Annotated in this window: 21 protein-coding genes; 3 read left to right on the top strand and 18 right to left on the bottom strand. The window is 60.6% G+C overall.

The window, feature by feature from the left end; all coding sequences use genetic code 11:
* Positions 1–131: 131 nt before the first annotated feature.
* Both AACY19_RS06175 and AACY19_RS06170 read right to left on the bottom strand, forming a co-directional pair.
* Positions 132–371, bottom strand: coding sequence for a hypothetical protein (locus AACY19_RS06175; RefSeq protein WP_339448983.1), 240 nt, complete (start codon positions 369–371; stop codon positions 132–134).
* A 143-nt stretch (positions 372–514) separates the two neighbouring features.
* Positions 515–802: a hypothetical protein gene (locus AACY19_RS06170; RefSeq protein ID WP_339448981.1), complete on the bottom strand. Its 288-nt coding sequence runs from the start codon at positions 800–802 to the stop codon at positions 515–517.
* A gap of 631 nt (positions 803–1433) precedes the next feature.
* Between AACY19_RS06170 and AACY19_RS06165 the strand changes: the two genes are divergently transcribed.
* The 3 genes from AACY19_RS06165 (at position 1434) to AACY19_RS06155 (ending at position 4804) form a co-directional block, all read left to right on the top strand.
* Positions 1434–1655 carry a hypothetical protein gene (locus AACY19_RS06165; protein WP_339448979.1) on the top strand — a complete coding sequence of 74 codons (222 nt, stop codon included), beginning with the start codon at positions 1434–1436 and terminating at the stop codon, positions 1653–1655.
* 196 nt (positions 1656–1851) lie between these two features.
* Positions 1852–3168: an OprD family porin gene (locus tag AACY19_RS06160; protein ID WP_339448977.1), complete on the top strand. Its 1317-nt coding sequence runs from the start codon at positions 1852–1854 to the stop codon at positions 3166–3168.
* Between the two features lie 127 nt (positions 3169–3295).
* A complete protein-coding gene (locus tag AACY19_RS06155; protein ID WP_339448975.1) occupies positions 3296–4804 on the top strand; it encodes a sensor domain-containing diguanylate cyclase in 1509 nt (502 codons plus the stop codon).
* A gap of 177 nt (positions 4805–4981) precedes the next feature.
* On the opposite strand, the gene lpxC is transcribed toward AACY19_RS06155, so the two are convergent.
* From lpxC to mraZ, 16 genes are all read right to left on the bottom strand, one after another.
* Complete coding sequence (gene lpxC, locus AACY19_RS06150; RefSeq protein ID WP_007916984.1) at positions 4982–5893, bottom strand: UDP-3-O-acyl-N-acetylglucosamine deacetylase; 912 nt, start codon at positions 5891–5893, stop codon at positions 4982–4984.
* A gap of 112 nt (positions 5894–6005) precedes the next feature.
* Entirely contained in the window at positions 6006–7202 is a 1197-nt protein-coding gene (ftsZ, locus tag AACY19_RS06145; protein ID WP_339448973.1) for a cell division protein FtsZ, read from the bottom strand.
* Positions 7203–7305: 103 nt separating this feature from the next.
* Positions 7306–8565 carry a cell division protein FtsA gene (gene ftsA, locus AACY19_RS06140; protein ID WP_008082764.1) on the bottom strand — a complete coding sequence of 420 codons (1260 nt, stop codon included), beginning with the start codon at positions 8563–8565 and terminating at the stop codon, positions 7306–7308.
* Positions 8566–8580: 15 nt separating this feature from the next.
* Entirely contained in the window at positions 8581–9447 is an 867-nt protein-coding gene (locus AACY19_RS06135; RefSeq protein ID WP_339448970.1) for a cell division protein FtsQ/DivIB, read from the bottom strand.
* 4 nt (positions 9448–9451) lie between these two features.
* Positions 9452–10426: a D-alanine--D-alanine ligase gene (locus tag AACY19_RS06130; protein WP_339448963.1), complete on the bottom strand. Its 975-nt coding sequence runs from the start codon at positions 10424–10426 to the stop codon at positions 9452–9454.
* A complete protein-coding gene (gene murC / locus AACY19_RS06125) occupies positions 10423–11883 on the bottom strand; it encodes a UDP-N-acetylmuramate--L-alanine ligase (protein ID WP_339448961.1) in 1461 nt (486 codons plus the stop codon). Before murC ends, AACY19_RS06130 begins: the two co-directional genes overlap by 4 nt.
* Entirely contained in the window at positions 11876–12946 is a 1071-nt protein-coding gene (gene murG, locus AACY19_RS06120; RefSeq protein WP_339448959.1) for an undecaprenyldiphospho-muramoylpentapeptide beta-N-acetylglucosaminyltransferase, read from the bottom strand. Before murG ends, murC begins: the two co-directional genes overlap by 8 nt.
* Complete coding sequence (gene ftsW, locus AACY19_RS06115) at positions 12936–14153, bottom strand: putative lipid II flippase FtsW (protein WP_445262294.1); 1218 nt, start codon at positions 14151–14153, stop codon at positions 12936–12938. Before ftsW ends, murG begins: the two co-directional genes overlap by 11 nt.
* A complete protein-coding gene (gene murD, locus AACY19_RS06110; protein WP_339448957.1) occupies positions 14150–15496 on the bottom strand; it encodes a UDP-N-acetylmuramoyl-L-alanine--D-glutamate ligase in 1347 nt (448 codons plus the stop codon). Before murD ends, ftsW begins: the two co-directional genes overlap by 4 nt.
* A 5-nt stretch (positions 15497–15501) precedes the next feature.
* Entirely contained in the window at positions 15502–16584 is a 1083-nt protein-coding gene (gene mraY, locus AACY19_RS06105) for a phospho-N-acetylmuramoyl-pentapeptide-transferase (RefSeq protein ID WP_007956769.1), read from the bottom strand.
* Positions 16584–17951, bottom strand: coding sequence for a UDP-N-acetylmuramoyl-tripeptide--D-alanyl-D-alanine ligase (locus tag AACY19_RS06100; RefSeq protein ID WP_339448949.1), 1368 nt, complete (start codon positions 17949–17951; stop codon positions 16584–16586). The genes mraY and AACY19_RS06100 overlap by 1 nt, the downstream gene beginning before the upstream one ends.
* Positions 17944–19407 (bottom strand): UDP-N-acetylmuramoyl-L-alanyl-D-glutamate--2,6-diaminopimelate ligase, encoded by a 1464-nt coding sequence (locus AACY19_RS06095; RefSeq protein WP_339448947.1) that lies wholly within the window; start codon positions 19405–19407, stop codon positions 17944–17946. Before AACY19_RS06095 ends, AACY19_RS06100 begins: the two co-directional genes overlap by 8 nt.
* Positions 19407–21146 carry a peptidoglycan D,D-transpeptidase FtsI family protein gene (locus AACY19_RS06090; protein ID WP_339449607.1) on the bottom strand — a complete coding sequence of 580 codons (1740 nt, stop codon included), beginning with the start codon at positions 21144–21146 and terminating at the stop codon, positions 19407–19409. The genes AACY19_RS06095 and AACY19_RS06090 overlap by 1 nt, the downstream gene beginning before the upstream one ends.
* Positions 21146–21439: a cell division protein FtsL gene (gene ftsL, locus AACY19_RS06085; RefSeq protein ID WP_250606231.1), complete on the bottom strand. Its 294-nt coding sequence runs from the start codon at positions 21437–21439 to the stop codon at positions 21146–21148. The genes AACY19_RS06090 and ftsL overlap by 1 nt, the downstream gene beginning before the upstream one ends.
* Complete coding sequence (rsmH, locus tag AACY19_RS06080; protein ID WP_445262293.1) at positions 21436–22383, bottom strand: 16S rRNA (cytosine(1402)-N(4))-methyltransferase RsmH; 948 nt, start codon at positions 22381–22383, stop codon at positions 21436–21438. The genes ftsL and rsmH overlap by 4 nt, the downstream gene beginning before the upstream one ends.
* Positions 22380–22835: a division/cell wall cluster transcriptional repressor MraZ gene (mraZ, locus tag AACY19_RS06075; RefSeq protein WP_007917012.1), complete on the bottom strand. Its 456-nt coding sequence runs from the start codon at positions 22833–22835 to the stop codon at positions 22380–22382. Before mraZ ends, rsmH begins: the two co-directional genes overlap by 4 nt.
* Positions 22836–22990: the final 155 nt, after the last annotated feature.

Here is a 22990-nt window from a genome sequence, read left to right as displayed (position 1 = left end):
CCGGGAATTGCGCTGAGGCTGATGGCCCCTCCGCGAGCAAGCCCGCTCCCACAGGGTTTTGTGCCATACCCGAGAAACCTGCGGGAGCTGGCTTGCCAGCGAAAAGGCCCGCCAACTCAAGCAAATCTGACTCAGCGCTTACCCATCGAACGACGCGTGCCAGGCGGCGCCATGCCTGGGGTCTTGGTATGGCCGTTCTTGGCGCCGTTCTTGTACCACGGCTGGTTCGAACCCTTGGCCGCGGCCAGTTCACCCGGCTTGAAGGGGAACTTGAACGCCGGGATTGCGGCGGTGGTTTGACTGGCATCAGCCATTTCAGCCGGGACATCGCTCACGGCGTCGTCAACCGGCGGTTGGGTTGGGGAATTCATAAAAGCTCCGGAAAGCAAAAAAGTCGGGCCCGAACAGTGAGCCGCGAAGGCGCGCAGTATACCTGTGCGCCATGGCTCGGCACCTGAAGATTTGCGTTGGACGCTGAACGGTTTGCAGACCAGCCAGTGCCTTCTCGGGACTCTCAACGCAAATGACCGCGAGAGATGTGTTGCCCATTCAGACGTCTTCGCGAGCAAGCCCGCTCCCACATTGTGAACGCGTCCCCCTGTGGGAGCAGGCTTTCGGTGTCGACGTTCGGGTGAACGAGGAACATCGTGCTGGGCAGGCGCGGCTTTATCGGATCGGGGCTGAGGTAGAAATCGAGGGCGCGTTTTATGGCTTCGCGGTTTTTGAGCTGGTCGTCGGCGCGCAGGGCGTCTTCGAGCGGGGTTGTTGTTTCGAGAGGGGGATCGGGTACGGGCTTGTTCATAGAGCCGGTTCTCACTGATTGTGGCCATCCAATCCCCGTTTCTCACGCGGTGAATTGGGTGGCAGCTATGTGCGGGGTGAGAAACCGGGCGAGAACCACCAACCTCCGGCCGGACCGAAGTCCGCCCGCACACAGCCGCCATAGAAATGCAGACAGCGAATGAACTGGCGGCAATTATGACGATACTGCTGGTGGAATAATACTTAGCCCGGGTTCTCACACCCGATCACCGAGTTTTCGGCGACAGCCAGAGACTAGAGAGCAGACGTCCGACGGACAACCTGAAAACCTTGTGGGAAGGTTCTGGCTATCTGACACAGATTTAAACAGCCAAAAGCAGACCCTCACCCTACCCCTCCCGAAACGTCGGACCGCCCAGAGGGAGAGGGGACTGACCGCGTGGTTCTTTCAAGGTACGCCGACCTGAAGTATCCGGTCGAACCCAGGCTTTGAAAGGCCCCCGATCTGCTCCCTTCCCCCCTCGCTCCCCCTAGGAGAGAGGGCTGGGGTGAGGGGGTATTTTTGCTCTTGCTGTAACAGTCATTTATGAAAATCACGCTGTTTCCCGACGCCCGGCAACCTTATCTTTGCCCGCACCAAACAGCACTCGCCAAGCGAGAAGGTTTTCAAGATGTCCAACAGTATGGGTATTGCCAGCGCGTTCGTTTTGTCCTCATTGATCCTGTCGCCGATGGCGATGGCTGAAGAATCGCAGTCGTTCGTCGCGCACAACGTCGCGCGCGCTCAGGCCTACGATCAGCATCAGGCCGACGTGATGGCCAAGGCGCAAGATGCCTCGCAAGCCCCGCAAGCCGCTGCTTCCCAGGTTCAATCGCTGGAAAAAGACAGCTGAGTCGCCCCCGCAAAGCCGTTTCCCTCGACGCGGTTGTTTGGCTCTTCCCGTTCAACCGTCGTCACTCCAGGCCGCTGCCTTTCAGCGGCCTTTTTTCGTTGTGGTGTGAAAGCCGTTTGGTTCGTCTGTAACAACAAGAAACACCCAACACCTCAGGACATTGAAGTGTCAGTTGACCCAAGGAGCTCCATCGCAAGTGCGTTACCCTGTCCGTTTCTCCCCGCTGTTCATTGCAATTACCGCAACGATTGCCCCGACCGTCCACGCTGAAGAGCCTGTCAAAGAAGGCTTCGTCGAAGGTTCTAGCCTCAACCTCAACGCCCGCAACTACTACATGAATCGCAACCGCTTGCAGCAGGCGGACGACAACATCGAGTGGGGCCAGGGCTTTCTCGGGATCTTTGAGTCGGGTTACACCGAAGGCACGGTAGGTTTTGGCATTGATGCCCACGCCATGCTCGGGCTCAAGCTCGATGGGGGTGGCGGCACGGACGGCTCGAGCATCCTGCCGGTCAGGGACAATGGCGGCAAAGCGCCGGGATCGTTCTCCAGGGCGGGCGGCACCCTGAAAATGCGCGCGTTCGATACCGAACTGAAGGCCGGTGACCTGCTCCTCACCAATCCGGTGATTGCTGGCGGTGACACGCGCATGTTGCCGCAGACGTTTCGTGGTGTGAGCCTGACCAATCACGGCTTCGACGGCTGGTTGATCGAGGGCGGCCAGGCCAGTTTCACCAAGCCTTACAACCAGAGCGGCCACACGCGCATCGGCACTTCCTACGGCACGCTGGCCGAGGGTGACGAAAGCCAGCACCTGAACTGGGCCGGTGTGGCCTGGAGCGGCGTCGAAGGCCTGACCAGCAGTCTGTATGCCTCCGAGCTCAAGGACATCTGGAACCAGTACTACTACGACCTGGATTACACCTGGCAGATCAACGATCAGGTGAGTCTCAACCCGGGCCTGCACTTCTATCACACGCAAGACACTGGCGATGCGCTGCTCGGCAACATCGACAACAACACCTACAGCCTGCATTTCACCGTGGGCGTCGGTCATCACAGCGTTACCGCCGCGTATCAGCGAGTCAATGGCAATACACCGTTCGACTACATCAGCCAGGGCGACAGCGTTTATCTGGATAACTCGCAGCAATACTCGGACTTCAACGGTCCGAACGAACGCTCGTGGAAGCTCAAATACGCCTATGACTTTGCCGGTGTCGGCGTGCCGGGGCTGACCTCGGCCGTGTCCTATTCGCGCGGTACGGTGAACCTGACCAAGGTTGACCCCGACAGCAAAGGCTACGCGTCGTGGTACAGCGCCGAAGGCCGTAATGCCAAGCATTGGGAACGTGATCTGGACCTGAAGTACGTCGTGCAAAGCGGCCAGGCGAAAGATCTGGCGGTACGCCTGCAATGGGCGACCAACCGTGGCGGCAATGGTTACGGCGCGATTGATTCAGACACAGATGAATACCGAATGATCATCGACTACCCGATCAACGTCTTCTAAGATCGGCGCCATAACAGCGTCTTAAATTCAGTGATGCACCCTGTGGGAGCGAGCTTGCTCCCATATTGGGAATGGATTCTGGCTGTGCAACTACGCTTACAAGATTCCCCCAACCGACAGCCCCATCATGATCGCGAGCCGTACCCCACCCGTTGCGGGCAAGACCGGACGCCCCGAGCTGCTGCTGATCTGCGGCAGTTCGCTGACCGTGATCGCGATTCTGTGCATCGTCACTTTCCTGCTGATCCGCGAACACGCCACCGCTCAGGAATCCGCCACCCGCAGCGCCACCACCATCGCTCAATTGATCGATGCCGACGTGCTGCGCACCGTCGAGCTGTACGACTTGACGCTGCAAGGCCTGATTGCCGCAGCCCAGCGTGATGACCTGCAAAACGTCTCACCACAGATCCGCCATCAGGCCATGTTCGACCGCTCCACCACCGCACGCTTCAAGGGCGACATACTGCTGCTCGACAAACACGGAGATGTGATCGCCGACTCTTCGCGGGTCGAGCCGAAACCGGGCAACTTCGCCGACCGCGATTATTTCCTCGCCCATGCCTTCAACCGCGACGTCGGCATGTTCATCAGCCGCCCGTTCAAGACCCGTTGCGACTGCGACGAGGCGAACCAGTGGCGCATCAGCTTCAGTCGACGGATCTCCTCGCAAACCGGTGAATTCGCCGGCGTGGCCATGGCGTCGATGAAACTCGATTATTTCGACCAGTTGTTCAACAGCCTCGACATCGGCAAAGACAGCACCCTGAACATCATCGATCACGACGGCGTGCTGCTGGCGCAGAAGCCTCATCTGCAAAGCGACTCTATCGGCAAGAACTTCGGCAACCGGCCCAACGTTGTGCGAATCCTGCGAGACAAGGATGGCGCTGGCAGCTTCACCAGCACCTCAAGCATTGACCAGCAACTACGCCTCTATACCTACTCTCGGGTCGGTAATCTGCCGCTGACGGTAATGGTCGCGCTGTCCAGCGATGAGGTATTCGGCACCTGGCGGCGCACGGCAATATTGATCAGCGGCGCCACCGGCGTGCTCTGCACGGGGTTGCTCTGGCTGACCTGGCTGCTCGCCCGAGAGTTGCGCCGACGCCAGCGCGCCGAACGCGAGCTGGCGCAATTGGCTGCCACCGATGCGCTGACCGGTGTAGCCAATCGTCGGATGCTTGACCAATCGCTGCGTCACGAGTGGTTTCGCGCCCAGCGTTCGGGCAAACCGATGTCGGTGATGATGATCGATGCCGATCACTTCAAGGCGTTCAACGACCAGCACGGGCATCTGGCCGGGGATCAGGCATTGAAGTTGCTGGCCGAGGTCATCTCTGACAACGTGCGACGACCGGCGGATCTGGTCGCGCGTTATGGTGGCGAGGAGTTTTCGGTGATTCTGGCCGAAACCGATGGTCATGGCGCGCAACAGATTGCCGAGCATATTCGTCGAGCAGTGGAGCAATTGCCGCGGGTCGACGGGGCCGAGCGGCCGATGACCGTGAGCGTCGGTATTGCCACGTGGACAGCGGCCAGTGAGATGTCGCTGGAGCAGCTGTTGTTTGCGGCGGACAAGGCGTTGTATCAGGCCAAGGAAGGTGGGCGGAATCGGGTGGTGGCGGCTGCCTGATCGTTCTGCGCAGCCTGAACTGTCGCCTTCGCGAGCAAGCCCGCTCCCACATTTGAATTGCACTCCCCTGTGGGAGCGGGCTTGCTCGCGAAGGCGCCGGATCAGACAACACAAAAACAACAGGCATAAAAAAAGGCCATCCAAGGATGGCCTTCAAAAAACTAGAGAGGTTTTTACTTACACCGCCGCAACCGGGCGCATGTAAGAGATTGGTGCGGTGCTGGCGTCTTCGAACGTCACCACTTCCCAAGCATCTGTCTGCTCAATCAACTTGCGCAGCAGCTGGTTGTTCAGTGCATGACCGGACTTGAAGCCTTTGAACTCACCAATCAGGCTGTTACCCAGCAGGTACAGGTCGCCAATGGCATCGAGGATCTTGTGCTTCACGAATTCGTCTTCATAGCGAAGGCCGTCTTCGTTCAGTACGCCATCGGCATCGACCACGATTGCGTTTTCAACGCTGCCGCCGAGTGCGAGGTTGTGCTTGCGCAGGTACTCGATATCACTCATGAAACCAAAGGTACGGGCGCGGCTGACTTCTTTTACGAACGAAGTGCTGGAAAAATCCACGCTTGCACTCTGGGTGCGGTCCCGGAATACCGGGTGATCGAAATCGATCTCGAAGCTCACCTTGAACCCTTCGAAAGGGACGAAAGTGGCGCGCTTGTCGCCGTCTTCCACTGTCACTTCACGCAGGATGCGGATGAATTTCTTGGCGGCGTCCTGTTCTTCCAGGCCTGCCGATTGAATCAGGAATACGAAGGGTCCAGCGCTGCCATCCATGATCGGGACTTCGGACGCGGAGAGCTCGACGTAGGCGTTATCGATGCCCAGGCCAGCCATGGCCGAGAGCAAGTGCTCTACCGTGTCCACTTTCACGTCGCCATTGATCAGCGTCGTCGACATAGTGGTTTCACCGACGTTTTCCGCGCGGGCAGGAATCTGCACCACAGGGTCGAGGTCAGCGCGACAAAACACAATGCCAGTGTCGACAGGCGCAGGCTTGAGGGTCAGATAGACCTTCTCACCGGAGTGCAGGCCTACACCTGTGGCACGGATAATATTTTTCAGTGTGCGTTGTTTAATCATGGCTTGGGCCGCTTCAGCGCAAATTGCGAACTGGTATCAACAAAGGCTGGCGATGATAGCAGACCATGCCTTTGCTGAACACCAATCACCTTCATAGCCCTGATACATTCCATCAATCGGCCTGACGACGCAGGAATGCCGGGATGTCCAGGTAGTCCAGGTCATCTTGCGGATTCATCTTCGCGGCAGCCGCAGCACCGGCCTGAGCCTGGTTGCGCATGACGGTCGGACGGTCCAGATCACGGTAGTTCACCGCTGGCGTTTCCTGACGGGCCGGAGCCGGTTGTTGTACCTGGGCAGATGCCATGGAGGTGTGAACGGTGTTGTCGATGACCTTCACAGGTTTCTCGATTTTCGCGCCCAGACCGGTGGCAACCACGGTTACGTGCAGTTCGTCGCGCATGTCCGGATCGATAACGGTACCGACCTTGACCATCGCGTGCTCGGAAGCGAAGGCTTCGATGATGCTACCCACGTCGGAGTACTCACCCAGGGACAGGTCAGGACCGGCAGTGATGTTCACCAGGATGCCGCGTGCGCCTTGCAGGTTCACGTCTTCCAGCAGCGGGTTGCGGATTGCCGCTTCGGTTGCTTCACGTGCACGGTTAGGACCGCTGGCGCAGCCAGTGCCCATCATCGCCATGCCCATTTCGCTCATCACGGTACGCACGTCGGCGAAGTCGACGTTGATCATGCCCGGACGCTTGATGATGTCGGAGATACCGCGAACGGCACCGGCCAGTACATCGTCAGCCTTGGCGAAAGCCGACAGCAGGCTTGCGTCTTTACCGAGGATGGTCAGCAGCTTCTCGTTGGGAATGGTGATCAACGAGTCGACGCTTTCGGAGAGCATGCGGATGCCTTCATCGGCAATTTGCATACGCTTGCGGCCTTCGAACGGGAACGGACGCGTTACTACCGCAACGGTCAGAATGCCCATTTCCTTGGCCACTTCGGCGATGATCGGCGCAGCACCTGTACCGGTGCCACCGCCCATGCCGGTGGTGATGAACACCATGTTGGTGCCCTGCAGGACTTCGGCAATGCGCTCACGGTCTTCGAGAGCGGCCTGACGACCTACTTCAGGGTTGGCACCGGCGCCCAGACCTTTGGTCACACCGGTACCCAGTTGCAGGATGGTCCGCGCGCCGATGTTTTTCAGCGCTTGAGCATCAGTGTTGGCGCAGATGAATTCCACGCCTTCGATGTTGCTCTTGACCATGTGGTTAACAGCGTTGCCGCCGCCACCGCCAACACCGATAACTTTGATTACCGGGCTTGCGGGGATGTTGTCTACGAGTTCGAACATTTTCCCTCTCCTTACATTCTCTAGTTTTTTCGCCTACTGCTGTTTGTTGCGGTGCATCTACTGCTACTGCTTGCTGCTTGAAGCTTGACGCTTCAAGCTGCCTTTAAAAGTTGCCTTGAACCCACTTCTTCAATCGATCCAGCAACGGCGCCTGCGGCTCTTCGTTGCTGTAGCTGTCGCGACTGCCGATACCCGAGAACGAAATCCCGTCGGACTGCTTTTGCAGGCCGTACATCAACAAGCCAACGCCAGTGGAATAAATCGGATTGCGCACCACGTCATCCAGACCTTTGACGCCGTGCGGCACGCCCAGACGAACCGGCATATGGAAGATTTCTTCGGCCAGTTCAGTGGCGCCTTCCATCTTCGAGGTTCCGCCGGTGAGGACGATGCCCGCCGGAATCAGGTCTTCGTAACCGCTGCGACGCAGCTCGGCCTGAATCAGCGTGAACAGCTCGTCGTAACGCGGCTCGACCACTTCGGCCAGGGCCTGACGCGACAGTTCGCGCGGTGGACGGTCGCCAACGCTTGGCACCTTGATGGTTTCACCGGCACCGGCCAGTTTCGCCAGGGCGCAGGCGTAACGGATCTTGATTTCTTCGGCGTACTGGGTCGGGGTGCGCAACGCCATGGCGATGTCGTTGGTCACCTGATCACCGGCAATCGGGATCACCGCGGTGTGGCGGATCGCGCCTTCGGTGAAGATCGCGATGTCGGTAGTGCCGCCGCCGATGTCGACCAGGCATACACCCAGTTCTTTCTCGTCGTCGGTCAGTACCGAGTAGGCCGAGGCCAGTTGCTCGAGAATGATGTCGTCGATTTCGAGACCGCAGCGACGCACGCATTTTTCAATGTTCTGTGCGGCGTTGACGGCGCAAGTGACCACGTGAACCTTGGCTTCCAGACGAACGCCGGACATGCCCAGTGGCTCGCGGACGCCTTCCTGGTTATCGATCACGTAATCCTGCGGCAGGGTGTGCAGCACGCGCTGGTCAGCCGGGATCGCCACAGCCTGGGCAGCGTCGAGTACGCGCTCAAGGTCTGCCGAACTGACTTCGCGATCACGGATCGCGACGATACCGTGGGAGTTCAGGCTGCGGATGTGATTGCCGGCCACGCCGACGAACGCCGAGTGAATGCGGCAGCCCGCCATCAGCTGGGCTTCTTCGATCGCGCGCTGGATCGATTGCACGGTGGATTCGATGTTGACCACCACGCCCTTCTTCAGGCCACGGGACGGATGGGTACCGATCCCGACGATTTCCAGCGAGCCGTCGTCGGAGACCTCGCCGACCAGCGCCACCACCTTGGAGGTGCCGATATCGAGACCGACGATCATTTTGCCGCTTTGCACGTTTGCCATGGGTCCTGCCTCTTCTTAATTCTTTGCGACAGCGGGTTGGGCTGTCGTCGGCGCTACAGGTTCCCGCCAGCCAACAGCAAGGCCGTTGGCGTAGCGCAGATCGATGCGCGCAATGTTCGTAATCTGGTCTTTAAGCGTCTTGTCATAGATGGCAATGAAGCGGCGCATCTTTTCCACCAGGTTGCCGCGTCCCAGCAGCAACTCGATGCCGGGGCCGGAACTGCCGGCTCCGGTGGTCAGGAACCAGCTACCGCGCTCACGCAATTCCAGGCGCGCAATCGAGAAGCCCAGCGGCCGCAGCAACTGGCTCAGCACCTGATACTGCTGCATCACTTGCTGCTGGGCCCGCTGTGGACCGAACAGCTGTGGCAAGTGTTCGTAGTTCGCCAGTTCCTTGGGCGTAAACGCCTGGCCCTGGTTGTTCAGCAACGATTCGTCGCCCCAACGGGCCACGGGCAGTTGCTCTTCGAGGCGGATCACCACTTGATCCGGCCACACACGACGGACTTCGGCGTGGGCGATCCAGGGCATCTGCTCAAGCTCGGTGCGCATGCCGGCCAGATCGATGGTGAAGAAACTCGTCGCCACATACGGAGCGATCCGCTGCTGCACGGCTTGCTGGCTGATGTAGCTCAAGTCGCCCTGCACGGCGATCTTGGAGATCGGCCGGTCGGCGTAAGGCAGCAAACGCTGCGCGCCTTCGTAAGTACCGAAGCCCAGCACCACCAGCAATACCGGCCAGAACAGGCTTTTCAGAAAGCCGAAATTGGCTTTCGGCAGGCGCGCGGACATCGGCTCTTTCGCCACCATTCGGCTGGCACCCCGTGGCACCGGCTTGCGGCCGGGTGCGGGAGGCTGATGTCTGAGCTGAGCGCCGTGCATGGTCTTAACCTCGCGCCTCTTGGGTTGCCGCGCCTTCAACACTGGCTGCCAGGATGGCCAGCACCAGTTGCTGGAAATCCAGACCGGCCGCACGGGCCGCCATCGGCACCAGACTGTGATCGGTCATGCCCGGCGCGGTGTTCACTTCCAGAAACCAGAACTGTCCGTCGGCGTCCTGCATCACGTCCGCCCGGCCCCAACCGGCAATACCCAGCGCCTCACAGGCCTTGGCCGTGAGTTCCATGAGTTCCTGTTCCTTGGCGGCATCCAGCCCGCACGGAATGCGGTACTGGGTATCGTTGGCGATGTACTTGGCGTCGTAGTCGTAGAACGTGTGCGGTGTACCCAGGGCAATAGGAGGCAACACCTGGTCACGCAGGGTGGCGATGGTGAACTCCGGACCTTGAATCCATTGCTCAACCAACACTTGCGAATCGTAGGTACTGGCCGCTTTCCATGCGTCGATCAACTCGGACGCAGAGCTCACTTTGGCCATCCCGATACTTGAACCTTCATGCGCCGGTTTGACGATCAAAGGGAAGCCCAGTTCCGTCGCTGCCGAAATACAATCGGCTTCGCTGCACAGCACGGCGTGACGTGGCGTCGGAATCCCGAGGCTGTGCCAGACCTGCTTGGTGCGCAGCTTGTCCATCGCCAGTGCGGACGCGAGGATGCCGCTGCCGGTGTACGGGATGCCCGCGCATTCGAGCAGGCCCTGCATGCTGCCGTCTTCACCGCCACGACCGTGGAGAATGATGAACGCGCGGTCGATTTTTTCGCTGAGCAGACGCTGCAGAAAATCTTCACCTACGTCGATGCCGAACGCGTCCACGCCTGCGCTTTGCAGCGCTGCGAGTACGGCGTTACCGGATTTCAGCGAAACCTCACGCTCGGCACTCAAGCCGCCGAACAGCACGGCGACGCGGCCGAAATCTTTCGGCGCGATGGTGGAGAACAGGTTGGCGTAGGCAGCAGTCATTTCAACTTCCCCTCGACCGACGCCGCCACGGCGCCAGCGAACAATTCACTTTTCAACAGCTTCGGCGCGAGACCGCCGATATCACCGGCGCCCTGGCACAGCAGGATGTCGCCGGCACGCAGCAACGGCTTGACCAGCGGTGCCAGATCGACGCCACGCTCGATGTAGATCGGATCGAGCTGACCGCGCTGACGGATGCTGTTGCACAGCTTGCGGCTGTCAGCGCCCGGGATCGGCTCTTCACCGGCGGGATAGACTTCCATCAGCAGCAACACGTTGGCATCGGCCAGGACATTGACGAAATCGTCGTACAGGTCGCGGGTGCGGCTGTAACGGTGCGGTTGATAGACCATCACCAGACGGCGCTCCGGCCAGCCACCACGCACGGCCTTGATCACTGCGGCAACTTCGGTGGGGTGGTGACCATAGTCATCGACCAGCATGACGTTGCCGCCGTCCACCGGCAGTTCGCCGTAGACCTGGAAGCGCCGGCCAACACCCTGGAAGCCCGACAGGCCCTGGACGATGGCTTCATCGCTGACGCCTTCGTCGGTGGCGATGCAGATGGTCGCCAGCGAGTTGAGCACGTTGTGGTTGCCAGGCATGTTCACCGACACTTCCAACGGCTCTCGGTCAGGCCGCAACACGGTGAAGAAGGTCTGCATGCCTTGCTGGCGCACATTGATCGCTCGGACATCAGCGTCGTCACTGAAGCCGTAGGTCACGGTCGGACGCTTCACCAGCGGCAGGATTTCACGCACCACCGGATCGTCCAGGCACATCACCGCCAAACCGTAGAACGGCAGGTTGTGCAGGAACTCGACGAAGGTTTTCTTCAGTTTGTTGAAGTCACCGTCGTAGGTCGCCATGTGGTCGGCGTCGATGTTGGTAACCACCGCCACCAGCGGTTGCAGGTGCAGGAAACTCGCGTCGCTTTCATCGGCTTCGGCGATCAGGTAACGGCTGGTGCCGAGCTGGGCATTGGTACCCGCGGCATTCAGGCGACCACCGATCACGAATGTCGGGTCCAGGCCACCGGCGGCGAACACCGAAGCGATCAGGCTGGTGGTGGTGGTTTTGCCGTGGGTGCCGGCGACGGCGATGCCGTGGCGATAACGCATCAGTTCGGCGAGCATTTCTGCGCGCGGCACCACCGGAATACGACGCTCAAGCGCGTTCGCCACTTCCGGGTTCGAGGTGTTCACGGCGCTCGACACCACCAGCACGTCGGCGGCCGCAGCGTTCTCGGCACGGTGGCCGATGAAGATGTGCGCGCCGAACGATTCCAGACGCTCGGTGACCGGCGAGGCCTTCAGATCCGAACCGGACACTTCATAGCCCAGGTTCAACAACACTTCGGCAATGCCGCACATGCCCACGCCGCCGATGCCGACGAAGTGGATGCGACGGATGCGGCGCATTTCCGGTTGTGGCATGGCTTTCTGATTCTCAACCATGGGCCACCTCCAGACAGGTATCGACCACGCTACGGGTGGCATCGGGTTTCGCCAGACGGCGGGCCGCTTGGGCCATATCTTCGAGTCGTTGCGGTTGCATCAAGACCTCTGTCAGGCGCGCGGCAAGGTCCGCGGCACCAGTCGTTCTTTGCGGCATCAGGAAGGCTGCGCCTTCACGGGCCAAATAATCGGCGTTGCGGGTCTGGTGATCGTCGATCGCGTGGGGCAAAGGCACCAGCATCGAGGGCAGACCGGCGGCAGCCAGTTCACTGATGGTCAACGCGCCTGCGCGGCACACCACCAGGTCAGCCCAGCCATAGGCCTGGGCCATGTCTTTGATGAACGGCTGCACCTGCGCGTCCACGCCGACGGCGCGGTAGCGCTCTGCAGTGACTTCATCGTGATTCCTGCCGGCCTGATGAAACACTTCCGGACGCAAATCGGCAGCGACTTGCGCCAGGGCTTCAGGCAGCAATTTGTTCAACGGTTCTGCGCCAAGGCTTCCGCCGAGGATCAGCAAACGTGCTTTGCGACCGGCCAGAGCCGGTCGCGATGTGTCGAGGAACAGCTCGCTGCGCACCGGGTTTCCGGTGGTACGGCGGGTGTCCGACAGAGTAAAGGTGTCGGGGAATGCTTCACACACCCGGGCGGCGAACGGCACCAGCAACCGATTGGCGGTGCCGGCCACAGCGTTCTGCTCGTGAACGATCACTGGCACACCGGCCAGTTTCGCGGCGAGGCCACCAGGGCCGGTCACATAACCACCAAAGCCGACCACGCAGACTGGCTTGAGTCGACGAATGATCGCCCGCGCCTGCCACACCGACTTCAGCAGCATGAACGGCGCCTTGAGCAACGACAGTTTGCCCTTTCCGCGCAGACCGCTGGCGTTGATGCGGTGCAGTTCCAGCCCTGCAGCCGGCACCAGTTCGTTTTCGATTCCGCGTGGCGTGCCGAGCCAGTGCACGGTGTAGCCGCGCGCCTGGAACTCACGGGCACAGGCCAGCGCCGGGAACACGTGGCCGCCAGTGCCGCCGGCCATGATCAATACGTTAGCGCCCATGATTCGGCTCCTCAGCGAAGTCGCTCTCATGGAATTCCATCTCTTCACTGCCCAGGTGGGTTCGACTCTCCCACTCGATCCTTAGCAACAAGCCCAGGCAGGCGCAGCAGATCACCAACGAGCTGCCGCCATAACTGAGGAACGGCAAGGTCAGACCCTTGGTTGGCAGCAGGCCGACGTTCACGCCGATGTTGATCAGGAACTGACCAATCCACAGGAACGACAGACCGTAAGCCACGTAAGCGGCGAAGAACTGTTTGGCTTTCTCTGCCCACAAGCCGATGTACATGCCGCGAATACACACGAACACGAACAGCGCGACGGTGCACAGCGAACCGACCGCGCCGAGTTCTTCAGCCAATACCGAGAACACGAAGTCGGTGTGCGCTTCCGGCAGGTAGAACTGCTTCTGCACACTGTTGCCCAAGCCCACGCCCAGCCATTCGCCGCGACCGAACGCGATCAACGCTTGCGACAACTGATAGCCGGCGCCGAACTGGTCGGCCCATGGGTCGGCGAAGTTGGTCAGACGCGCCATTCGATACGGCTGCATCTGAATCAACAGGACCACCGCCCCGACCGCCAATACCACCATCAGCGAGAAGCGGAACAACCCGACCCCGCCGAGGAACAGCATCGCCGCCGCCGCCCCCATCATCACCACCGTGGCACCGAAGTCCGGCTCCATCAGCAACAGGCCCGCCATCGGCAACAGCACGATGAACGGCTTGAAGAAACCCATCCAGCTTTCGCGCACTTCTTTCTGGCGGCGCACCAGATAACCGGCGAGGTAGATCACCACGAACACCTTGGCGATTTCGGACGGTTGCACGTTGAAGAAGCTGAAACCGATCCAGCGCATCGAACCGTTCACTTCGCGCCCGATGCCCGGGATGATCACCATCACCAGCAAACCGAACGCACCAATCAACATCAACCAGCCCAGACGCTGCCAGGTGGCGATTGGAATCATCATGGTGACGATGCACGCCCCCAACCCCAGCACCACATAAATAAGGTGGCGAATCATGTAATACAGCGGACTGCCCGACTGCGCCGCCGCGACTTCGGTGGAGGCCGAGGCGATCATGACCAAACCGAGACCGAGCAACGCCAGGCATCCGACGAGCATCGGAAAATCGAGGTCGATCCCGCGCCCGGTAATGATCGGCGACGGATACGGCTTGATGATATTGCGCAGGCTCATGCCAGTTCCTCCACAGCGCGGACGAACTGGTGACCACGGTCTTCGTAATTCTTGAACATGTCGAAGCTGGCGCAGGCCGGCGACAGCAGCACCACGTCACCCGGTTGGGCGGCGGCGCGGCATTGCGCGACGGCATCGACCAGCGAGGTCGCGCGAATCAACGGCACGGCCTCGCCAATGGCCTCGCCGATCTTGTCGGAGTCGCGGCCCATCAGCACCACGGCGCGGCAGTTGGCCGCCACCGGATCATGCAGATCGTTGAATTCGGCACCCTTGCCATCGCCACCGGCGATCAGGATGACCTTGCCGTCGATGTCCGCACCGAGGCCTTCGATGGCGGCCAGTGCGGCGCCAACGTTAGTGGCTTTGGAATCGTTGTAGTAAGCCACGCCATCGAGATCACGTACCCACTGGCAGCGGTGTTCGAGACCGGCAAAAGTGCGCAAGGCCGAGAGCATGGCGTCGAACGGCAGGCCCACGGCATGCCCCAGCGCCAGCGCCGCAAGGGCGTTGGACTGGTTGTGTGCGCCACGAATCTTCAGCTCACGCACCGGCATCAGGTTCTGGAATTCGAACGCCAGATATTTCTCGCCGTCCTCTTCACGGATACCGAATGCCTTGAAATCCGGCTTGGTCAGGCCGAAGGTCCAGAACGGCTGGCCCTCACCCATCAGCGGACGGGTCAGCGCATCCTGGCGGTTGACCACGAATTGCCTGGCGCCACGGAAGATCCGGTGCTTGGCCAGGTGATACGCCGGCAGACCGCTGTAGCGATCCATGTGGTCTTCGCTGATGTTCAATACGGTCGCCACTTCGGCGTTGAGCTGGTCGGTGGTTTCCAGCTGGAAACTCGACAGCTCCATCACGTACAGCTCGACGTCGTCGCTGAGCAGGTCCAGCGCCGGGGTGCCGAGGTTGCCGCCGACGGCGACGCGTTTGCCGGCCGCGGCCGCCATCTCGCCAACCAGGGTGGTGACGGTGCTTTTCGCGTTGGAACCGCTGATGGCCACGATCGGCGCCTGCGCGTTACGCGCGAACAGCTCGATGTCACCGGACAGTTTCACGCCACGGGCCGCAGCGGCTTGCAGGGCCGGGGTCGCCAGCGCCAGGCCGGGGCTCACGTAGAGCTCGTCGGCACGGCACAGGAATTCGACGTCCAGCTCGCCACAACGCACTTCCACGTGCGGATAGTCACGCTTGAGCGTGGCCAGTTCCGGTGGATTTTCCCGCGTGTCCGCCACGGCAAACGACGTGCCCCGGTTCGCCAGGAAGCGAACCAGGGACATGCCGCTCTTGCCGAGGCCGACAACGATGCGGAAGTGGTCAGAAGCGATCAGAGACACTCGTTCTACCTCAGCTTCAGGGTGGCAAGGCCTATCAGCACGAGAATCACGGTGATGATCCAGAAACGGACGATCACGCGCGGCTCGGGCCAGCCCTTGAGTTCAAAATGGTGGTGTATCGGAGCCATGCGGAACACACGGCGACCGGTCAGCTTAAAGGACGCAACCTGAATGACGACTGACAGGGTTTCCATCACGAACACGCCGCCCATGATGAACAGGACGATTTCCTGACGGACGATCACTGCGATGGTGCCCAGCGCCGCGCCGAGTGCCAATGCACCGACGTCGCCCATGAACACTTGCGCCGGATAGGTGTTGAACCAGAGGAAGCCCAGCCCGGCACCGATCAACGCGCCGCAGAACACGATCAGTTCGCCCGCGCCCGGCACGTAAGGGATCAACAGGTATTCGGCGAATTTCACGTTACCCGACAGGTAGCAGAAGATGCCGAGGCCACCGCCAACCATCACGGTCGGCATGATCGCCAAGCCATCGAGGCCGTCAGTCAGGTTGACCGCGTTGCTCGAACCGACGATCACAAAATAGGTCAGCACGATGAAGCCGGCACCCAGTGGAATGCTGTAGTCCTTGAGCATCGGCAGGATCAGCGTGGTTTCCACTGGGGTGGAGGCGGTCATATAAAGGAAGATCGCCGCGCCGAGGCCGAACACCGACTGCCAGAAATACTTCCAGCGGCTCGGCAAGCCACGGGAGTTCTTCTCGATGACTTTGCGGTAATCGTCGACCCAGCCGATGGCGCCGAACAGCAGGGTCACCAGCAAGACCACCCAGACATAACGGTTGCTCAGGTCAGCCCAAAGCAACGTGCTGACGCCAATCGAAGACAGAATCAGCGCCCCGCCCATGGTCGGCGTACCGGATTTGGACAGGTGCGATTGCGGGCCGTCGTTACGCACGGATTGCCCGATCTGACGGTTCTGCAAAGTCCGGATCATCCACGGGCCATAGCACAGCGACAAAACCAGCGCGGTCAGCACACCGAGAATCCCGCGCAGGGTCAGGTACTGAAAGACCGCGAAGCCTTTGTAGAACTGTTGCAGATACTCCGCTAGCAGCAGCAGCATTAATGTTTCTCCAGACTGGACCCGCACAGAGCCGCAACGATGTTTTCCATCGCTGCACTGCGCGAACCCTTGATCAAAATGGTGGTGTTTGTGTCCTGCTCGGCGTCGAGGGCCTGGATCAGTTCGGCTTGCGTGCCGAAGTGATGCGCCTGTTCACCGAATGCGCTCACGGCGTGAACCATGTTTGGCCCAACAGCATAAAGTGCGGAAACCTTGCCCCGGGCGTACTCGCCCACGTCGCGATGCCCCTGCTCCGCCCAATCGCCCAGCTCGCCGATATCCCCGAGCACCAGAACGGTGCGGCCGGAAAAGCCGGCGAGTATATCAACGGCCGCGCACATCGAGGTGGGGTTTGCGTTGTAAGTGTCATCGATCACTCGCATACCGTTCTTTGCCAGTTGCGCGACGGTGCGGCCCTTGACCGGTTGCACGGCACCCAGCCCGGTGGCGATGCCGAACAGCGACACGCCCAAGGCGTGAGCGGCAGCGGCGGCAGCCATGGCATTGGCGACGTTGTGGGTGCCGAGCAGATTCAGTTGAACGCGCTCGACACCTTCGGGTGTGTGCAGATTGAAGGCCGGGCAACCACGGGCGTCGGTGCACAGGTCGCTGGCGTAGAAATCCGCCTGAATATTGCTCAAGGCGAACGTCAGCACTTTGCGCGCGCCCGCACGGCTCTTCCAGATACCGAAGGCTTTGTCATCGAGGTTGAGCACGGCGACGCCATCGGCGGCCAGCCCGTCGATGATTTCGCCTTTGGCTTCGACGATTTTTTCCGGCCCGCCAAACTCACCGACGTGCGCGGTGCCGGCATTGTTCAGGATCGCCACGTGCGGTTTGGTCAGCCCGACGGTGTAGGCGATTTCGCCGAGACGCGACGCGCCCAGCTCGATGACGGCCGAAGTGTGTTCCGGTGCCAGTTCGAGCAGCGTCAGCGGTGCGCCGAGGTCGTTGTTCAGGTTGCCACGGGTCGCCAGCACCGGGCCGCGAGTGCGCAGGATACTTGCGAGCATTTCCTTGACGGTGGTCTTGCCGCTGGAACCGGTGATCGCTGCGACTGGCTGAGTGAATGCAGCCCGGTTCAGCGCGCCCAACTGGCCGAGGGCCTGGCGGGTGTCTTTGACCAGCAGTTGCGGCAGCGTGCTGTCGGCGACTTCGCGCTCGACCAGCGCAGCCACGGCGCCCTTTGCAGCCACGTCATTCAAATAGTCATGACCGTCGAAACGCGGGCCGGTCAGGGCAATAAACAGTTGGCCCGGCTGGATCGCCCGACTGTCGATGCTGACGCCGTCGAAGCTCGCATCGGCGGCGATCAGACGTGCGTCGAGCGCGTTGGTCAGTTCGCTGAGTTTCAGGGCCTTAAGCATGGGCTACCTCCCACGCGGTCAGGGCATGATCAGCCTCGACCAGATCCGAGAAGGCATGACGTTCGCCGTTGATTTCCTGATAGTCCTCGTGACCTTTACCGGCCAGAACAATCACATCGTCGGCAGAGGCGCCGGCGATCAGTTGGGCAATTGCCTGGCCCCGGCCGGCAACGAAGGTGACTTTATCCACAGCCGTGAAACCGGCGCGGATGTCATCGAAAATCACCGCTGGATCTTCTGTGCGCGGATTGTCATCGGTGACCAGCACCTGATCGGCCAGACGCTCGACCACTTCAGCCATCAACGGACGCTTGCCGCGATCACGATCACCGCCGCAGCCGAACAGGCACAGCAGTTGACCTTTGACGTGCGGGCGCAGAGCGGTCAGGACTTTTTCCAGCGCGTCCGGGGTGTGCGCATAATCGACTACCACCAACGGCTGCGCGCCGCCGCCCAGTCGCTGCATGCGTCCGGCCGGGCCTTCGAGCTTCGGCAGCACTTTGAGAATTTCGTCGAGCGCGTAATCCATACCGAGCAAGGCGCCCACCGCCGCCAATACGTTGCTCAGGTTGAAGCGACCCAGCAGCGTGCTGCGCAGATGATGTTCGCCTTGCGGCGTGACCAGTGTCGCGCGCACACCGTGGTCGTCGAACTGCGCTTCGCGGCAATACAGATAGGCGCTGCTGTCGAGCAGGCTGTAAGTGATCAGGCGCGATTCACGTTTTTCAGTGGCCAGCTGCCGGCCGAAATCGTCGTCCAGGTTGACCACGCGGCACTTCAGGTCACTCCAGGCGAACAACCTGGCCTTCGCCTCGGCATACGCCTCCATGCTGCCGTGATAATCCAGATGATCGCGGGACAGGTTGGTCATTACGGCGACGTCGAACGCCAGCGCAGTGACGCGCCCCTGATCCAGACCGTGGGACGAGACTTCCATGGCCACGGCCTTGGCGCCGGCCTTTTTCAGGTCGCCCAGGGTCGCTTGCACGGCAATCGGATTCGGCGTGGTGTGCAGACCGCTTTGCAGTGCGCCATAGAAGCCGGAGCCCAAAGTCCCGACGATGCCGCAATGCTGGCCGAGCAGATCCAGGGCCTGCGCAACCAATTGAGTCACGCTGGTCTTGCCGTTGGTGCCGGTCACGCCGACCAGGTTCAAGTGATGACTTGGCTCACCGTAAAAACGTCCGGCAATGTCCGACAGTTGCGCTGCCAGCCCCTTGACCGGAATCAGCGGCACGTCGGTGATCGGCAGCACGGTAGCGCCTTCCACTTCATAAGCAACAGCCGCAGCGCCGCGTTGCAAGGCATCGGCAATGTGCGCGCGGCCATCGAATTTGCCGCCGGGCACGGCGAGAAACAGATCGCCTGCGCGCACGTTGCGGCTGTCCAGCGCCAATTCACGGATCAAAAGATCGTGGCCGGCGTGGGGGAATATCTTGTTCAGACTTAGTGACATCAGCCGCGCCCTCCATTGGCTTTCAGCGGAACGACCGGTGTGGCGTTAGCCTGTTGCGTCGTCGGCAGGTTGTCCGGCGTCACGTTCATCAGACGCAGAGTGCCGGACATCACGCGGCTGAACACTGGCGCCGATACCAGACCACCAAAGTAACCGGCCTTGGATGGTTCATCGATCACCACAACGATGGCGTAACGCGGATCGCTCATCGGGCCGAAACCGGCAAACAGCGAGCGGTAAGAGTTTTCCGCGTAGCCCTTGGTGCCGACCGACGTCTTACGTGCAGTACCCGACTTGCCCGCCACGTGATACGCCGGGACCTGTGCACGGAACACCCCGCGCGGCGCTTCGATCACCTGGGTCAGCATGCCTTGCATGGTTTTCGCCACGGCTTCCGGCAGCACTTGGGTGGTCTGCGGCATCTTGTCGGTTTTGATCAGGGTCAGCGGCGCGAGACGACCGTTGTTGGCCAGGGCTGAAAAGGCGTGAACGAGCTGGATCGCGGTCACGGAAATACCGTAGCCGTAAGACAGGGTCGCGGTTTCAGCCTTGCGCCACTCGCGATAGTTCGGCAGGTTGCCGACACGCTCGCCCGGAAAGCCGAGGCCGGTGTCCTGGCCGAGACCGACTTTTTGCGCGAGACGGAAAATGGTTTCGCCGCCGATATCGAAGGCAATCTTACTCATGCCGACGTTACTGGAATTGATCAGAATACCGGTCAGGTCGAGCACCGGGCCTTCAGTCCTGGAAACGTCCTTGATCGTGTATTTACCGATCTGCAGGGAGCCCGGATACACCTCGACGGTGTCGCTCGGTTTCCAGCGACCGGTTTCGATCGCGGCGCTCATCGAAATGGCTTTCATGGTCGAGCCCGGTTCGAACACGTCAATCATCGCCCGGTTACGCATCATCGCCGGTTGCAGGTTGCGACGGTTGTTCGGGTTGTAGGTCGGCTGGTTGACCATTGCGAGAATTTCGCCGGTCTTCACGTCCATGATCACCAGACTGCCGGCCTTCGCGCCGTTTTCGATGATCGCGTTACGCAATTCACGGTTGGCCAGATATTGCAGACGCAGATCAATGGACAACGCCAAGGGCTTGCCGGCCTTGGCGTTCTTGGTGACCTGGACATCCTTGATCAGCCGACCGCGCCGATCCTTGATGACCTGCCGCTTGCCCGGCACTCCGGCGAGCCATTCGTCATAGGCGAGTTCGACGCCTTCACGGCCGTGGTCGTCGATGTCGGTGAAACCGACCATGTGCGCGGTCACTTCACCTGCCGGGTAGAAACGGCGGAATTCTTCGATGCCGTAAACACCAGGTACTTTCAGGTCGAGCACAGCCTGACCCTGCTCGGGGGTCAGCCCGCGCACCAGATAAATGAATTCCTTGTTGGCCTGGGCTTCAAGGCGTTCGGTCAGGGCTTTCGGATCTTGCCCCAGCGCGGCGGCCAGCGCCGGCCACTTTTCCTTGGCCGACTGCATTTCCTTGGGATTGGCCCACAGGGTGGTCACCGGGGTACTCACGGCCAGAGGCTCGCCGTTACGGTCAGTGATCAAACCGCGGTGAGCCGGAATCGGGATGTGACGCAGACTGCGTGCGTCGCCCTGCTCCTGGAGGAAGTCACGGTCGACCACTTGCAGGTCGATGATGCGCCAGCAGATCGCCGCGACCATTATGCCAAGCAGCGCCACCATCAGGCGGAAGCGCCATGGGAACAGTGCGCCTTCGAGTTTCATCATGGCGCCACCATCTTCACGTCAGCCGCGCCTGGAATGTGCATTTTCAGTTGTTCGGTGGCCAGCACTTCGATCCGGCTGTGTGCAGTCCAGGTGCTCTGCTCAAGGATCAGCCGCCCCCACTCGGCCTGCGCCTTGTCGCGCACGCTGAGTTCGCTATAAAGGGTGTTGAGCAACTGCCGGTTCCAGTGCGCGCTGTAAGACACGGCGATGGCCGACACGAGCACGCCGATAAACAGCAGCAGCATCAGAAAGCTGCCGCCGGGCAGTGGCTTGGCGAAAAGCTTGCTCACCGCAGCTTCTCCGCGACGCGCATGACGGCGCTACGGGAACGTGGGTTGGCTTTGAGTTCGGCGTCGGAGGCCGTCTGCGCTTTGCCATGGACTTTGATTTTCGGTTCGAACGCCACGTGGCGCACGGGCAGATTGCGCGGCAGGTTGTCGGCTTCGCCTTTAACCAGCTTGCGCGTGAACAGTTTGACGATGCGGTCTTCCAGCGAATGGAAGCTGATGACGACCAGACGGCCGCCCACTTCCAGAGCATCCAGCGCCGCTTCGAGGCCGGCTTCCAGATCACCCAGTTCGTTGTTGACGTGAATGCGCAACCCCTGGAACGCACGGGTGGCCGGGTTCTTGCCCTTTTCCCACGCCGGGTTGGCGACTTTCAATACTTCGGCCAGGTCGGCAGTGCGCTCGAACGGCTTGATGTCGCGACGTTCAACGACGGCGCGGGCCATACGACCGGAGAAACGCTCTTCGCCGTACTCCTTGAACACCCGGGCGATTTCCTCAGCCGGTGCGGTGTTGACGAATTCGGCGGCACTGATGCCACGGGATGGGTCCATGCGCATGTCGAGCGGACCGTCATTGAGGAAACTGAAGCCTCGTTCGGCGTCGTCGAGCTGCGGCGACGACACGCCCAGATCGAGAAGAATACCGCTGACCTTGCCGGTCAGTCCTTGCTCGGCAACCACCGAACCCAGCTCGGCAAAGCTGCGCTGCACAACGACAAAGCGGCCGTCTTCGGCCGCTAGCGTTTGCCCGGTGGCAATCGCTTGTGGATCTTTGTCGAACCCGATGAGCCGACCGTCCGTGCCGAGCTGGCTGAGGATCAACCGACTGTGCCCGCCGCGTCCGAACGTGCCGTCCAGATAGCAGCCATCAGGACGTACAGCGAGAGCCTCGACGGCTTCGTCAAGCAGTACGGTGATGTGGTTAAAGCCGCTATCAATAGTCACAGGATCAAATCACGCAGTTCATCAGGCATCGCGCCCGGTTGTTGAATGGCAGCAAGGTCAGCGGCAGATACCGCATTCCATGCATCCTCGTCCCACAATTGGAACTTGTTCAGTTGGCCTACCAGCATTGCGCGCTTATCGAGCTTGGCGTACTCGCGCAGACGCGGCGGAACCAGAAAACGACCACTGCCATCGAGCTCGAGGTCGACGGCATTACCAATCAATAAACGCTGCAGGCGACGGTTCTCTTCGCGAAGCGAAGGGAGTGCACGCAACTTGGTTTCAATAATTTCCCACTCGTCGAGCGGATAGACACACAGACACGGATCAACGGCATCAATGGTGACGATTAACTGGCCGGAACTGCGCGAATCGAGCTCGTCACGGTACCGACTCGGCATAGCGAGACGGCCCTTTGCGTCGAGACTGATAGCGTTAGCTCCGCGAAACACGTGTGCGTTTCTCCAATTTTTATCGTTTTGAGCTCAAAAAACCCACTTCATGCCACTTTCCGCCACTTGCGCACACTATAGGAATGCGCCTACCACACCGTCAAGGCGCGGATTAAAGGAAAACCCTTACAGAACGGAGATTTAGGAGCATAAAA

Origin of the sequence: Pseudomonas sp. EA_5y_Pfl2_R50 (assembly GCF_963970475.1) — a bacterium.
GTDB lineage: Bacteria > Pseudomonadota > Gammaproteobacteria > Pseudomonadales > Pseudomonadaceae > Aquipseudomonas.
Note: the sequence above shows the minus strand (reverse complement) of the source record. Positions and strands in the feature narration are given on the sequence as shown.

Coding starts and splice junctions, on each gene's coding strand:
- AACY19_RS06130 (WP_339448963.1), bottom strand. CDS start 10,426: ATGACTGCTGCCTACGCCAACCTGTTCTCCACCATCGCGCCGAAAGAT.
- AACY19_RS06155 (WP_339448975.1), top strand. CDS start 3,296: ATGATCGCGAGCCGTACCCCACCCGTTGCGGGCAAGACCGGACGCCCC.
- AACY19_RS06165 (WP_339448979.1), top strand. CDS start 1,434: ATGTCCAACAGTATGGGTATTGCCAGCGCGTTCGTTTTGTCCTCATTG.
- murG (WP_339448959.1), bottom strand. CDS start 12,946: ATGGGCGCTAACGTATTGATCATGGCCGGCGGCACTGGCGGCCACGTG.
- ftsZ (WP_339448973.1), bottom strand. CDS start 7,202: ATGTTCGAACTCGTAGACAACATCCCCGCAAGCCCGGTAATCAAAGTT.
- AACY19_RS06090 (WP_339449607.1), bottom strand. CDS start 21,146: ATGAAACTCGAAGGCGCACTGTTCCCATGGCGCTTCCGCCTGATGGTG.
- AACY19_RS06100 (WP_339448949.1), bottom strand. CDS start 17,951: ATGCTTAAGGCCCTGAAACTCAGCGAACTGACCAACGCGCTCGACGCA.
- AACY19_RS06170 (WP_339448981.1), bottom strand. CDS start 802: ATGAACAAGCCCGTACCCGATCCCCCTCTCGAAACAACAACCCCGCTC.
- murC (WP_339448961.1), bottom strand. CDS start 11,883: ATGGTTGAGAATCAGAAAGCCATGCCACAACCGGAAATGCGCCGCATC.
- AACY19_RS06175 (WP_339448983.1), bottom strand. CDS start 371: ATGAATTCCCCAACCCAACCGCCGGTTGACGACGCCGTGAGCGATGTC.
- AACY19_RS06095 (WP_339448947.1), bottom strand. CDS start 19,407: ATGTCACTAAGTCTGAACAAGATATTCCCCCACGCCGGCCACGATCTT.
- lpxC (WP_007916984.1), bottom strand. CDS start 5,893: ATGATTAAACAACGCACACTGAAAAATATTATCCGTGCCACAGGTGTA.
- mraY (WP_007956769.1), bottom strand. CDS start 16,584: ATGCTGCTGCTGCTAGCGGAGTATCTGCAACAGTTCTACAAAGGCTTC.
- ftsW (WP_445262294.1), bottom strand. CDS start 14,153: ATGAGCCTGCGCAATATCATCAAGCCGTATCCGTCGCCGATCATTACC.
- ftsA (WP_008082764.1), bottom strand. CDS start 8,565: ATGGCAAACGTGCAAAGCGGCAAAATGATCGTCGGTCTCGATATCGGC.
- AACY19_RS06135 (WP_339448970.1), bottom strand. CDS start 9,447: ATGCACGGCGCTCAGCTCAGACATCAGCCTCCCGCACCCGGCCGCAAG.